This is a genomic window from Flavobacterium bomense (genome assembly GCF_003970355.1).
This window is the reverse complement of record NZ_RYDJ01000005.1, coordinates 1-13,519: the sequence shown is the minus strand read 5'-3', so window position 1 is coordinate 13,519 and position 13,519 is coordinate 1. Positions and strand designations below refer to the sequence as shown.

The window sequence follows — 13,519 nt, the reverse complement described above, 5'->3', positions numbered from 1 at the left end:
TAGTCTTATTATAATATTTAGTAATCTGATTTTTAATGATATCGATTTTGCGAAAATTTTCTTTTAAGTAATAGTATTTATACTCTTCAAAAAAACGTACTACCTGCTTTAAATCAGTAACAATAAAAACATCTAATAATTGAAGTTTAATAGAATTTCATTATTCCTAAGACATTCAGTACGTATTTTTAAAAAAAAATTAATCGGGATTTTTATTAGAAATACTTCGTTTTTCTACTTCAAATTCAACCATTCGTTGAATTGCTTGTTTAATATCGTATTTAAATTCCCAACCTATTTCTTTTAATTTAGATAGCTTAGCTACAGAATCTTGAATTTCTCCTTCTCTTGTTCCTATAGCTCCAAATTTCAATTCGGATTTTGAATGAATAATTTCAGATAATGTTTGGACGAAATACCTAACCTTTATCGACTCTCCTCTTCCTACTTCAAATTCAGTAAAATTTTCGAGATGTTCATTGCTCTCTAGTACCTTTAAATAAGCATTTACAACATCATCTATATAAATAAAATCTCTTTTTTGTAATCCATCTGTCAATAAAACCTCCTGCTTATTTTGGATCAACTGAATTAAAATACTGGTTACAAATTTGTTATCAGAATCATTTTCACCAAAAATATGTTCCAAACGCATATTCACAATTTTTAGATTTCTTTTAGGATCAGATAAATAATCTAAAAAATATTTCTTTGAAATAGTATATTCATTTAAATAGGATGATTCTTTATACACTGGTTTCCCAAAAAAAGTATCTGTATTAATAAATAATTTCAAATCCTTTTTAATTCCCTCTTCAATTAATTTAATAGGAAAAATTAAATTAGTTTCTAATATTGAAGATAATGAACAACCTCTACCATATTCAGTCGCTGTATGAATGATCGTATCTATTAAATTATTTAAAAACAAATCCCCTAAATTTTTATGATTTTCATTTAAGTAGAATAACTGGATTTTTTGTCTTAAATTTTCAATTCGATATAAATCAGAACTATTACGAACTAAAACAATGACATTATAATTTAAATTTAACAAGCTTTTTAAGATATGACTTCCTAAAAACCCTGTTCCACCAGTCAATAAAATATTTTTAATCATTTAAAAAATCATTTATTTGTTGACTAGTATATTTAGAAATATTCTCTTTATCCTTCGCAAATTTACTATACCAATCCATTGTCATGCCTACTGCTTGCTGTGCATTTTTTTTAGGTTGCCATTTCAATTCTGAAATCGTTTTACTAATATCTAATTTCAGCAAACCAGCTTCATGAGGTTGTCCTACTTCCATCTCAACTATATACGCTCCTTTCCCCCAGCTTGAAGTAGCTAGTTTTAACATTTCCTCTACCGAAAGTGCATCTGAAATATTTGGACCGAAATTATACGCTTGACTAAATTTTACTCCCTCAGCTGCTAAATTTGCACCCAATAATAAATACCCTACAACCGGTTCTAAAACATGTTGCCAAGGCCTTACTGAATTGGGGTTTCGTATCACAACCGGTTTTTCTGTTGCAAAAGCTTTGGCAATATCTGGAATTAGACGATCCATAGACCAATCTCCACCTCCAATTACATTTCCAGCTCTTGCTACCGCAATTGCTTTTTGATGAATCTCGTAAGTCTTTATATTAAAAAATGAATTTCTATAGGAATCAATCACCAATTCGGCACAGGCTTTACTAGCACTATACGGATCATAACCTCCTAATCTATCATTTTCTCTGTAAGGATAAATCCATTCCTTATTGTGATAGACTTTATCTGTAGTTATTAAAACTACTACACACCGTTTTTCTAATAAACGAACCCCATCTAACACATTCGCAGTACCAATCACATTAACTTCAAAAGTTTCTGCAGGAATTTCATAAGACAAACGCACCAAAGGTTGTGCGGCCAAATGAAAAACAAAATCTGGTTGAAAGTTCACAATCTCTTCTTCCAAACGTTTTTTATCTCTTAAATCGGCAATAACGGAAGTACAAATAGTATCACCTTCAATTAAATGAAACAAATCATCTTTGGTTTGTGGCGCTAAGGCATAACCTTTTACATCAGCTCCTAAAAGAGATAAAGTCTTCAACATCCACGCGCCTTTAAAACCGGTATGACCCGTTAAAAAAACTTTTTTACCTTTATATATTTCTTGTAATTTTTCAAACATCATATTACCAAGTTTTCCAAGGTGCCGTATTAGACTCCCAGCTTTCCTCTAATTCTACCTTATCCCTAAGAGTGTCCATGGGTTTCCAGTAGCCTTCATGTAAATGTGCTCCCATTTGTCCATCGCCAGCCAAACGTTCCATTGGTGCTTTTTCAAAAACGGTACTATCCCCTTCTATGTAATCAAAAACTTCCGGCTGGCAAACAAAAAAGCCGCCATTAATCCAAGCTCCATCTCCTTTCGGCTTTTCTAGAAAAGAATCTACTTGATTTTCAGATCCCAAATTTAAAGCCCCAAAACGTCCGGAAGGTTGAACTGAAGTTACAGTACAAAGCTTTCCGTTTTTTTGATGTGTCGTTACTAAATCTTTAATATTTACATTCGAAACACCATCTCCATAAGTAAGTAAAAAAGGTTCGTTGCCTATGTGTTTTTGAATACGTTTGATACGTCCTCCTGTCATAGAATTTATTCCTGTATCTACCAAAGTAATGGTCCAAGGTTCCGCTTCCGATTCATGCACTTTAACCGAGTTGTTTTTTAAATCAATAGTTACATCCGATTTGTGCATGAAATAATTAGCAAAATATTCTTTAATCACGTAGCCTTTATACCCCAAACAGATCACAAAATCATTGTAACCATACGAAGAATAAATTTTCATAATATGCCAAAGTATAGGCATTCCTCCTATTTCTACCATCGGTTTTGGTCTCAAAACCGTTTCTTCTGATAGCCTTGTTCCTAAACCACCAGCTAGTATAACTACCTTCATTTTTATTTTTTTATAATTTTTAAATTTCTACACATACATCATCCGTCAATGGATGACTGCAACACAATAAGTAATCTTCTTTTTTTAAATCTTTCCGCTCTTTTGTCAATCCAATCATGCGCATATTACCTTCTTTTAATTTCCCTTTGCAGGTATTGCAACTCCCGGTTTGACAGGAATAAGGCAATTCAATTCCAGCATCTAAAGCCGATTCTAAAATACTTTTCCCTTTCAGTACTTCCACTAAAGTATCGTTTCCTTGAAAACGAATATTAACGTGCTGCGTAAGTATATCCTCAAAATCTTTTGGATTTTTGACCAATTCGAAATCTTCTGAAAAAATAGTTGCCTTAGGACATTCTAAAACAGCCAACGCTTCTTTAATCGTGTTTTTTAAATCAACTGGACCGCATATATAATGCGCTGTTTTTTCAATAACTACATCTTTAAGTAAATGAAGTATGAACTCTTGGTTAATTCGACCACATTTTACAAAATGATTTTTTTTATCATGAGTGTATTGAGTATGAAAATGCCACACCTTAAGCTGACTTTCATACTGCACAAGTAATTGATTAATTGTATCTAAAAATATAGTCGATTCAAAATTCTTATTCCCATAGATGAGATTCACTTGAACCAATGGATTTGAAATTAAAACTTCCTTTAGTATCGATAACAAAGGTGTGATACCGCTGCCGACACCCCAAAAATAAATTCGGTTAATCGTTTCGTTAGTAACATGAACAAAATCTCCCATTGGCTCCATCACCTCGACCATATCTCCTACCTGAATAGTATCATGGATGTGATTGGAAAAAATCCCATCCGGAATCCGTTTTATGGTCGTCTCTAATAATGAATCTACCAAAGGAGATGAAGAAAAAGAATAAGGTCTTGTATATTTTCTTCCATTAATTTGTAAAGATAAAGTAAGATATTGCCCAGCTTGATATTTAATTTTACGCAAGCCCGGCTGTTTGAAACAAAGTGTTATCGTGTCTTTTGTTTCTTTTCTAATCTCTTGAATTTTTAACGTATAATTTTTCATTGCCATAAAACAAATAGGACTTGTTATATCATCTTTAATATCCTCCTCACAATCAAACCCAATACCACTAAAAAACCCGCCAGAAACCCACCTAATACCAAACCTTTTACTTTCCCAAATTTTTCTTTCTTCAAAGGCAAAATAGGTCGATCAATGACTTGGATTAATGGCGTTTCCTTCCGTAAAGTCACTTTCGCCAATTCACTTTGTTTGACTAATTCCGTTAGTATAGCGGTATTAGCCTGTACATCCACCTGTCTTCTAGCAGAAGGAGCGCGCCGTACATTCATAGCAGGATTCAATCCAAAAGTATTGTCATTGGCAACAGCCACACCCGTAATAGCTCCGTTAAGTTCGCCACGAATGGAATCCGTTTGTCGTTCCAGAACATCCATATTCATGCGGGCCTTTTTACTTTTGGTCGTGACATAAAAATCAGAAACTTCTTTGACAAGGGCTTCCGTAAAATACTTGGAGAACAATTCATTAGTAGAAGAGACATCTATGTTAATAATAGCAATCTTTTTATCTTTTTGTCCTACGGATAATCCCGTTTTAGACAAATCTTGATATACCACACCCAAGATACTGTCATGTACTCGGGTAAAATGGGTACGCTTGGTATCGGGTAAAAACTGGATGGTTGCAAATTTTGGTTTGTCATTCCACTTTTCCCTCCAGCCCTGATTTTGTATGTACATCTCCGCCAAAGAAATGGTTTTTCCATCCACTACAACGGGACTCAACAAAGTTTGCTCCACCATAGCGCGGGACTTGAACAACTCGGTCAAATTAGATCCGGTAAAAATACTTCCTCCTCCGCCGCCAAGATCTATACCAAATGAACTCGCCAAACCTAAGGCTCCTCCCAAGCCACCACCTGTCTTCTCATCTTCTAGTGCGAAGGATAGTGTTGCGGTATATACCGGTTTTTTTATAAAAGAATAGGCCAAGCCTAAAGCTGCCCCTATAACTCCTGCTAAAACAATAATTTTCCATTGCCCAAGCAAATAGGAAAACCATTCGCTTCCTTTTTCAATAAGTTCTTTTAACGATATTTCATCGTTTGGTATTTGTTCGTTCATTTTTCGGTTTTCTGTTATCCGTTGTCTGTTAATCAGCCTGCCCCGAGTTTTTATCGAGGGGTCACTTCGAGTGATTTTATAAAATAGCGACAGCAGTTGCATAAAATTGTATCGAGAAGTAGATTATTGATTTTTCATTTCCTTTGGATCTGGTTCAAAAATATAAAGTGCTGAATTTTCGATTCCCTTTAGGACTAGAGCAAAAACTAAAGATACCTACTTAAAAGCGGTCAAAATAAGTAACGCTAAACTTGACATTACACTTCCTATTCCTACCCATTCCCCGGCACTCATTTTTTTAACTTCCGGTTTTTCTGGCACTATAATTTGAGAACCTGCAGTCACTTTAGGATACGTTTTTATGAATAAGAAAGAACTTACTACATCTGCTTTACCATTTGGATAAATAATATAGGCTTTTTTCTTCCAGCCCTTGGCATCGATACCACCAACAGCATCTAAGTAATAATTAAATCCTTTTCCTTTTGTATAAGGAATCTCCGAAGTTAACAATACATTACCTGCCACTTTAACCCCTTCATTGTAAGTAGCCACTTCAATCTCATCTCCGGGAAACAAAGTTACATTGGTGTTGCTTTTTGGATTTTCAACAATGGCTTTCCAATCCACTGGTATGGTGGCAAATTTTAAATCTTCTTTTAGTTTTTTAGTGAGCTTGTTTTGGATACTGTCTTTTTTACCCAAATTCATATTTACATTTTCCAATGCTTCTATTTGTTCGGCTTGAATGGGTCTCTTGATCTTAACGCCCTCTATATTGGCAACTGATGTCAAGCCACCTGCTCGTGCAACAATATCATAGACTTTGTCTTTTTTAGTTGCCAAAACATATTTCCCGGAATAATGGACCGCTCCGCTAATAGTGACCATTTTTGGTTTATCATACACCGCCATTTTACGGATATTCACCACATCAAAAGGCTTCAAATCAAAGTTCTTTAACTGTTCATTGTTATCAGCCGTAATTTCGATATTAAATAGTTCCGCTTTATTCGGATTGGCATCGTCTATTTCTTCCGATTGAATCATTCTTGCTACCTCAACTCTCTTAGAAGCCGATCCTGTTAATCCACCAGCTTGAACCAATAGATCATTTAAGGTTAAGTTTTCATGATACTGATAAACACCTGGTTTTTTAATTTCGCCATCAATGGTTATTTTAAAGTCTTCAACAAAATCTAAAATTGAATACACCGTTACGATGTCTTCTTTAAATAATGCAACATCCGCTTCTAGATCCCCTGCTAAGGCTTTGGCTAAATTTACATTGACTATTTCCGTGGTCAAATCCGATTGTAGTCGAATGATTCTCGCTCTGTTGCTATACGCATCTTCTTTTAGACCTTCCGCCTTTGCAATCAAATCGGAAACACGCATTCCTTCATAAAAAGAATACGTATCCGGTCTAAAAACAGCACCGTCAATTTTGATACGATTTTCAAAACGATTCAGAATTTTAGTCACTCTAAACACATCCCCGGACAACGGTTTATAAGTATTAAATTCTGCGAATTTTACATCTCGAACTTTAAATTCTTTAGCTGTTTTTTGCAATACATTCACCGAAGCAGTATACGCCAATTCATTGAATCCTGATGCAAAAGACAGTAAATCTGCAAATGTCTCCCCTTTTTTCATTTCAAAAATACCAGGACGTTTTACCTGTCCCTCGACGGTGACCCTTTGATTGTAAGCCGGAATTCGAATGACATCATTATCCTTTAATCCCACATTATCCGATTGATTTCCATTGACAAGGAAGCGGTAAATATCAATGTTTTTGTATACTTTATTATCCCTTAACAATTCAATATTTCTGTAACTGCCGTTTTTTCCCGGGCCACCACCTAAAAATAACGCATTATAAACGGTTGCCAAAGAAGATATCGAATAATTACCGGGTTGCTTACTGCCAATTATCGTTACTCTAATAGTTCTGATGCGACTTAAAGTCACTGCGACTTGAGATTGTCCTGATCCCACTGTACTATACACTCTTGCGATTGCACCTTTTATTTTTTGGGTAGCGGCTTCAATCGTCATTCCGGAAACGGAAATCTGACCTACATATTGAATGGTTATTTTACCCTCTGTAGATACGGGAATACTAGCATTAAATTCTTGTACTCCATACACACTAACCTGCAATTCATCGCCGGGTCCCAACACGTAATTTACGGGCGTAGCCAATTTTAGATTAGGCTCAAAATTTAAGGTAGGATTATCGAAAAGCTCCGAACCAAAAATTAAAGCATTTAGGGTATCTTTTACTTTCGTATTGACGATTTTTTCTTGTTTTCTATCTTCCGTATCACTGGAATTACTAGTATTTGAAACGCCTGTTTGCAAGGACAGACCAGCAATTCGAATTCTTAATTTAGCAAACTCCGAAGCGGGCATTCCTTTGGCTAGAGCCATAGGTTCTGCTTGTTCAATCGTCATATTGTTTGTTTGCAGCTGAGTTTTTATTTTTGCGATGTCGCTATCGATCAAATTATCCACTTTTAAAGTACTCAAATCAGTACTTTTTAACAAGTCCTGTGCAAGTACGTGGGAAGATTGGAAAAAAGCAAACAACAATAAAAGAGCAACAATTATTTTTCTCATAAGTAATGTGTAAAAATGTGTATTTTTTTAATTCGAAATATTTTAAGCACTATTTTTTTAAATAAGTAATAGCTAAAATTTAATGTCGTGTTTTACTAAAATTCTAAATTTATTTGTCATAGATTTCACAGATTGGCACAGATTAATTCGCCACGCAGCTTTAAAAATCGTTTTAATTCATCCAATCTGTGGCAGAAAACTCTTTTTAATAATTGCGACAATATATTTTTCGCGCTACTTATACTATTTTTTAAATAACAAGAAACCCGTTGGGCGTAATGAATAAATTTCCATTAATCTTAAAGAAAAAATTGATGCACAGCACGTAACTTTAAAATATAAGTAATAACCATAGTATAATGTCGTGTTTTAAAATCAGGATAAAATTATGTAACAATATAATTTAAAGCTGTTTTACTTAAAGTTAATTCTTTTGACTTTACGACTTTTAAACTTTCGACTTACCTATGTTTCTATGTGGTTAAAAAATTAAACAAATTGAATTACCCCCAAGGGGTTAACTAGAATAAAACAAACAACTCTTTATCGTTTTTATTGTAGGAAGTTCTATTTTCTCTATCTTAATTTTATTCTGTACCACAAATCTGTGTCAAAAGTTTTAATTATTAGTTTATTAAATCCTAAAATTATCTCGATTTGTATTTTTTTAATCCAATAAATCGGAATTCTCTCTCCAATTGACTATAAAATTCTTAACATCCTGAGCCTTTTCTTTTTGCAAAATCAAATTAGTGGTATCCGTTGTTAAGGGAGCTTTTTCCGATTTTTTTTGAAAGCGGTACGATTAAGCAAACGCGTAATTTAGTAAATTCTGAAGCGGGCTTTCCTGTCGATAACGCTAGAGGTTCGGCCTGATGAATAGTCATATTGTTGCTTTTCAACTAAGCTCTACTCTTTTCGAGAGCAGCATCTGATAAATTGTCTACTGGCGGAGTACTCCAATCGGCAGTTTTTAATATATCCTGAGCGCTTATCTGGACAGAATGAAAGAGGATTAAAAGGACACTACGGCAGTACCTATTATTTCCATAATTGTTTTTCAAGTATTTTAAATTCTAAAGGGGAACACTATTACCTAATAACGAAACGAACCGCTGCACCCAATTCTTTATTTTTATAAAAGCTCCGCTGCTCAAAATCCCATTTTACAGTTATTTTGTGCGGCTTGCGCAAAAGTAGCAATTTTTATAGCATTAGAAATAAAAAGGTTTACAATTAATCTTTTCTTAACCGATCAAACTTTTTTCTTTTAAATGGTTAATTGGTTAACTGGTTAATTGGTTAATCGTTTAACTGGTTAACTGGTTAATCGTTTACTATTTCGTTAACCGATTAAGTTTTTCTCTTTAAATGGTTAATCGTTTAAGTGGTTAATTGTTTAATCGTTTAACTGGTTAATCGTTTACTATTTCGTTAACCGATTACACTTTTTCCTTTAAATGATTAACCCTTTCCTAACCGATTAAACTTTTCTCATCGATTAAACCTTTTTCCTTTAACGTTTATTTATATCCCAGTTTTTTTCGATTTTCCCATTTCTTTTGCTCTATTTTCTCTTCAATAAATTGATCCATTACAGTATAAATTTCCATCAATTGTACATCGTGTTCTCCAAGGCGTTGTTCCAAATCATTTTTCAATTCCATGATTTGTTCAGAAAGATGACTTTGCAAACTAATTGTTTTTCTGATTTCTACAAAGGCACGCATAATGGCGATATTAGTTTCAACTGCTTTTTTAGATTTTAAAACCGTACTAAGCATTGCAACTCCTTGTTCACTGAAAGCAAATGGGGTTTGAGGGCTAAACTTTATTGATTCTGGTAGGTTATCACAATTTGTGATAAGCTCCTGCCATTCTATTTTATTGAGTTGAAACATAAAATCATCAGGAAATCGATAATCGTTTCTACGCACTGATTGTTTTAAACTTCTTGTTTCCACTTCATATAGTGATGCTAAATCAAAGTCAAGCATAACTTTTACTCCACGAAGTTCATAAATTTTTGGTTGAAATAAACTTAAATCCATATCTAGTTCTTTTCATTGGTTAATTGGTTAATCGTTTAACTGGTTAATCGTTTACTATTTCGTTAATCGATTAAACCTTTTTCTCATCGATTAAACCTTTCCTAACCGATTAAACTTTTCTCATCGATTAAACGATTAACCTTTTCTTAACCGATTAAACCTTTTTCTCATCGATTAACCCTTTCCTACTACTAGTATAATTTTCCAAGCAATGTTGCAGGGTCAATATTCAATTTTGAGAAAGCAAACCATTTTTTGCCTAAGTCTTTAAGTGATGCTCCTATATGATATACTTCCGTTTCATCGATTATCAAAAAACGATCATGTGATTTAGCGAATTCCTTAATTTCGATAAGTTCGTATTGGGTATTGAACCGCTCTAAATCGAGTTTTAACTGTTTAGTAATGTCTTTTGTGTAAATAATAACGCTAACTCCTTTTTCTCTCTTTGACAACTGTATTAAAACAGTTTCGTCAACGAAATTATCAATAAGAAGGATCGATTTTTTTGCAGATTTTATCAGTCTGGAAACAAAGGAATGTGCATCGAAAATTTGTCCATCATAGAAAATCCCTTGATTTAGGGGAAGAGAGGTATTTAACAAAATTTCAATTTTCTGGTCATGCTCGAAAATCTTTTTCTCGATATTTTCAATTCTATTCTGAATCGCATAGCCTTTTAACAAATAGGATTTCAAAGTATTAGTTGCCCATATCCTGAATTGTGTCCCCGTTTTTGACTTCACTCTATAACCGACGGAAATAATCACATCGAGATTGTATAGCTTTGTTTTGTATTTTTTGCCATCAGAAGCAGTTAGTAAGAAATCCTTACTAACTGAACCTGCTTCTAACTCTTGCTCTTTAAATAGGTTTCCAATGTGCAACGTGATGTTGTTTCGAGTCGTTTGAAATAAGGCTGACATTTGCAACTGCGTTAACCATACGGTCTCATCTTCAATTCGAACCTCAATATGGCTTGATAGAATTTCAGACTGATAGATAACTATTTCGTTGTTCATTATTTTCTGCTTGCTTGGTTTTTTAAATGGTTAATGGGTTAATCGTTTAACTGGTTAATCGTTTACTATTTCGTTAACCGATTATACTTTTTTCTTTAAATGGTTAATGGGTTAAGTGTTTAACTGGTTAATTGGTTAATTGTTTACTATTTCGTTAATCGATTAAACCTTTCTTAAACGATTAAACTTTTTTCTCATCGATTAACCGATTAAACCTTTCTTAATCGATTAAACTTTTTTCTCATCGATTAACCGATTACACTTTTCTTAACCGATTAAACCTTTTTTCTTTAAATGGTTAATCCATAAGGTAAACTACCCGGATTCCAAATTTCGAGCCGGTCTTTAAAAAGCATGACCTGAACAAATTGTAGTGAGATGTACTGATTTATAAAAATGTCAATCCTATTCGTTTGTTTAATCCTAATTCAAAAAGTCGAATCAGTGTTGAAATTTGAATATTTCCTTTTCCATTTTCAATTTTAGAAATATAACTTTTTTTAGTCCCTGTCTTTTCGGCAAGCTGTTCCTGTGTCATTTTTGCTTCTTTTCTTGCTTGCTTCAGCATTTCGCTGATAATAAACATTTGAGTGTGTTCCTCATATTTATTTCTGCTTTCTGTTCCAATTTTTCCGTGTTCAACTTCAATAAGTTGATCAAAATTAGTTATGTGGCTATATTTGTCCATGTCTAATTTGTTTTAGTTGAAAAATATTCTTTTCTCAATCGTATTGCTTTTTCTAATTCGCTATTGGGAGTTTTCTGAGTTTTCTTTTGAAAGGCATTGAATAATACAACTACGTTTCCTTTGTCGAAACAACAAAATATTCTGTAAATATTGGATTGATATTCAACTCTTATTTCATAAACTCCATCGCTTCCGGACAAATGTTTTAAAAATTTTTCAAGAACTCTGTCAACTTGCATTACCAGTTCAAGAATATTTTTAATCTTAGCTTTTACTTTATCTTCTTGAATTTTATAAAAGTCAAGAAAGTGATTCTCGTAAAAGATTATCTGTCTACTCATCTTGCAAAGTTAATTTAAAAGATAACTTATTTCAACTTATTTAACGTCTATTTTTCTTTCTACACAAATTTTTATCACACTATAGTTACCCTAAAAGGCTGTTTTTTTTTAGCAGGAACGACTGATAGTTTAATTGGTTAATAGTTTACTATTTCGTTAACCGATTAAACTTTTTCCTCATCGATTAACCGATTAAACCTTTCCTAAACGATTAAACTTTTCTCATCGATTAAACGATTAATCTTTTCTTAACCGATTAAACCTTTCTTAAACGATTAACCCTTTCCTACTACTCGTATAATTTTCCAAGCAATGTTGCAGGGTCAATATTCAATTTTGAGAAAGCAAACCATTTTTTGCCTAAGTCTTTAAGTGATGCTCCTATATGATACACTTCCGTTTCATCGATTATCAAAAAACGATCATGTGATTTGGAAAATTGCTTAATTTCGACAAGTTCGTATTGGGAATTGAACCGCTCTAAATCGAGTTTTAACTGTTTAGTAATGTCTTTTGTGTAAATAATAACGCCAACTCCTTTTTCTCTCTTTGACAACTGTATTAAAACAGTTTCGTCTACGAAATTATCAATAAGAAGGATCGATTTTTTTGCAGATTTTATCAGTCTGGAAACAAAGGAATGTGCATCGAAAATTTGTCCATCATAGAAAATCCCTTGATTAGGAGACAAATTTGTTTTTAAAATCAAATCAAATTCATTGTTTTTATTTTCCAAAGAACCTACTTTTTTTTCTAAAACATCCATTCGATGATGAATAGCATAGCCTTTGAGCAGATAGTTTTTCAGAATTTTATTTGCCCAAATACGAAACTGAACCCCTCTATTTGATTTCACTCTATAACCTAAAGACATAATCATGTCCAAATTATAAAACTGTACTTGATACGTTTTACCATCACTAGCAGTTGTCGCAAATTTTGCGACAACTTGAATTCCTTCAAGTTCTTCTTTGAGTGCATTAGAAATATGCTTGCCTATAGTTTTAATATCACGATCAAACAAATCAGCGAGTTGAATTCGATTTAACCACACCGTATCATCTTCAATACGAACCTCAATTTGGCTTGTCAGAATTTCAGATTGATAAATGATGATTTCGTTGTTCATTATTTTCTGCTTGCTTGGTTGTTTTTTTTAATGGTTAATGGGTTAATCGTTTAAGTGGTTAATTGGTTAATCGTTTACTATTTCGTTAACCGATTACACTTTTTTCTTTTAATGGTTAATCGTTTAAGTGGTTAACTGGTTAATCGTTTACTATTTCGTTAATCGATTACACTTTTTCTCATCGATTAACCCTTTCCTAACCGATTAAACTTTTCATAACCGATTAACCCTTTTTCTCATCGATTAACCCTTTCCTAACCGATTAAACTTTTCTTAACCGATTAAACCTTTCTTAAACGATTAACCCTTTCCTACTACTCGTATAATTTTCCAAGCAATGTTGCAGGGTCAATATTCAATTTTGAGAAAGCAAACCATTTTTTGCCTAAGTCTTTAAGTGATGCTCCTATATGATATACTTCCGTTTCATCGATTATCAAAAAACGATCATGTGATTTAGCGAATTCCTTAATTTCGATAAGTTATGCGAATCAAGGGTTAAAAAAGAAAGAAATATCTGTTTAAAAATTAGATTAATAAGCTGATAATCAGTATAT

13 protein-coding genes are annotated in these 13,519 nt (G+C 33.2%); all 13 read right to left on the bottom strand.

The features are described 5' to 3' along the window. Positions 1–199: 199 nt before the first annotated feature. The 13 genes from EKL98_RS06150 to EKL98_RS18015 all read right to left on the bottom strand — a co-directional run bounded on the left by EKL98_RS06150 (position 200) and on the right by EKL98_RS18015 (position 13,402). A complete protein-coding gene (locus EKL98_RS06150; protein ID WP_126561801.1) occupies positions 200–1,120 on the bottom strand; it encodes an NAD-dependent epimerase/dehydratase family protein in 921 nt (306 codons plus the stop codon). After that, positions 1,113–2,195, bottom strand: coding sequence for a CDP-glucose 4,6-dehydratase (gene rfbG, locus EKL98_RS06145; protein ID WP_199736835.1), 1,083 nt, complete (start codon positions 2,193–2,195; stop codon positions 1,113–1,115). The genes EKL98_RS06150 and rfbG overlap by 8 nt, the downstream gene beginning before the upstream one ends. 1 nt (position 2,196) lies before the next feature. After that, complete coding sequence (rfbF, locus tag EKL98_RS06140) at positions 2,197–2,967, bottom strand: glucose-1-phosphate cytidylyltransferase (RefSeq protein ID WP_126561800.1); 771 nt, start codon at positions 2,965–2,967, stop codon at positions 2,197–2,199. Between the two features lie 19 nt (positions 2,968–2,986). Then, a complete protein-coding gene (locus EKL98_RS06135) occupies positions 2,987–4,018 on the bottom strand; it encodes a flavin reductase family protein (protein ID WP_158618321.1) in 1,032 nt (343 codons plus the stop codon). Positions 4,019–4,041: 23 nt separating this feature from the next. Then, positions 4,042–5,103, bottom strand: a complete 1,062-nt coding sequence (locus tag EKL98_RS06130; RefSeq protein WP_126561798.1) for a Wzz/FepE/Etk N-terminal domain-containing protein — start codon at positions 5,101–5,103, stop codon at positions 4,042–4,044. Positions 5,104–5,319: 216 nt separating this feature from the next. Further along, a complete protein-coding gene (locus EKL98_RS06125) occupies positions 5,320–7,731 on the bottom strand; it encodes an SLBB domain-containing protein (RefSeq protein ID WP_126561797.1) in 2,412 nt (803 codons plus the stop codon). A gap of 1,523 nt (positions 7,732–9,254) precedes the next feature. Continuing rightward, positions 9,255–9,782: an ORF6N domain-containing protein gene (locus EKL98_RS06120; RefSeq protein ID WP_126561796.1), complete on the bottom strand. Its 528-nt coding sequence runs from the start codon at positions 9,780–9,782 to the stop codon at positions 9,255–9,257. Positions 9,783–9,973: 191 nt separating this feature from the next. Beyond that, positions 9,974–10,804, bottom strand: coding sequence for a virulence RhuM family protein (locus EKL98_RS06115; protein ID WP_126561795.1), 831 nt, complete (start codon positions 10,802–10,804; stop codon positions 9,974–9,976). Positions 10,805–11,094: 290 nt separating this feature from the next. Next, a complete protein-coding gene (locus EKL98_RS18545) occupies positions 11,095–11,184 on the bottom strand; it encodes an ATP-binding protein (RefSeq protein WP_394343473.1) in 90 nt (29 codons plus the stop codon). An 8-nt stretch (positions 11,185–11,192) separates the two neighbouring features. Further along, positions 11,193–11,492 (bottom strand): helix-turn-helix domain-containing protein, encoded by a 300-nt coding sequence (locus EKL98_RS06105; RefSeq protein ID WP_126461339.1) that lies wholly within the window; start codon positions 11,490–11,492, stop codon positions 11,193–11,195. A gap of 2 nt (positions 11,493–11,494) precedes the next feature. Continuing rightward, positions 11,495–11,833 carry a type II toxin-antitoxin system RelE/ParE family toxin gene (locus EKL98_RS06100; RefSeq protein WP_126561794.1) on the bottom strand — a complete coding sequence of 113 codons (339 nt, stop codon included), beginning with the start codon at positions 11,831–11,833 and terminating at the stop codon, positions 11,495–11,497. A 289-nt stretch (positions 11,834–12,122) separates the two neighbouring features. Next, positions 12,123–12,962: a RhuM family protein gene (gene rhuM / locus EKL98_RS06095; protein WP_126561793.1), complete on the bottom strand. Its 840-nt coding sequence runs from the start codon at positions 12,960–12,962 to the stop codon at positions 12,123–12,125. A 314-nt stretch (positions 12,963–13,276) separates the two neighbouring features. After that, the gene (locus EKL98_RS18015) at positions 13,277–13,402 is read right to left on the bottom strand and encodes a hypothetical protein (protein WP_449404006.1); all 126 of its coding nucleotides are present in this window, start codon (positions 13,400–13,402) and stop codon (positions 13,277–13,279) included. Between the last annotated feature and the right edge of the window lie 117 nt (positions 13,403–13,519).

Bases quoted from the DNA above. Each gene is read 5' to 3' on its own strand.
- EKL98_RS06150 (WP_126561801.1), bottom strand. From the start codon at position 1,120: ATGATTAAAAATATTTTATTGACTGGTGGAACAGGGTTTTTAGGAAGT.
- rfbG (WP_199736835.1), bottom strand. From the start codon at position 2,195: ATGATGTTTGAAAAATTACAAGAAATATATAAAGGTAAAAAAGTTTTT.
- rfbF (WP_126561800.1), bottom strand. From the start codon at position 2,967: ATGAAGGTAGTTATACTAGCTGGTGGTTTAGGAACAAGGCTATCAGAA.
- EKL98_RS06135 (WP_158618321.1), bottom strand. From the start codon at position 4,018: ATGAAAAATTATACGTTAAAAATTCAAGAGATTAGAAAAGAAACAAAA.
- EKL98_RS06130 (WP_126561798.1), bottom strand. From the start codon at position 5,103: ATGAACGAACAAATACCAAACGATGAAATATCGTTAAAAGAACTTATT.
- EKL98_RS06125 (WP_126561797.1), bottom strand. From the start codon at position 7,731: ATGAGAAAAATAATTGTTGCTCTTTTATTGTTGTTTGCTTTTTTCCAA.
- EKL98_RS06120 (WP_126561796.1), bottom strand. From the start codon at position 9,782: ATGGATTTAAGTTTATTTCAACCAAAAATTTATGAACTTCGTGGAGTA.
- EKL98_RS06115 (WP_126561795.1), bottom strand. From the start codon at position 10,804: ATGAACAACGAAATAGTTATCTATCAGTCTGAAATTCTATCAAGCCAT.
- EKL98_RS06105 (WP_126461339.1), bottom strand. From the start codon at position 11,492: ATGGACAAATATAGCCACATAACTAATTTTGATCAACTTATTGAAGTT.
- EKL98_RS06100 (WP_126561794.1), bottom strand. From the start codon at position 11,833: ATGAGTAGACAGATAATCTTTTACGAGAATCACTTTCTTGACTTTTAT.
- rhuM (WP_126561793.1), bottom strand. From the start codon at position 12,962: ATGAACAACGAAATCATCATTTATCAATCTGAAATTCTGACAAGCCAA.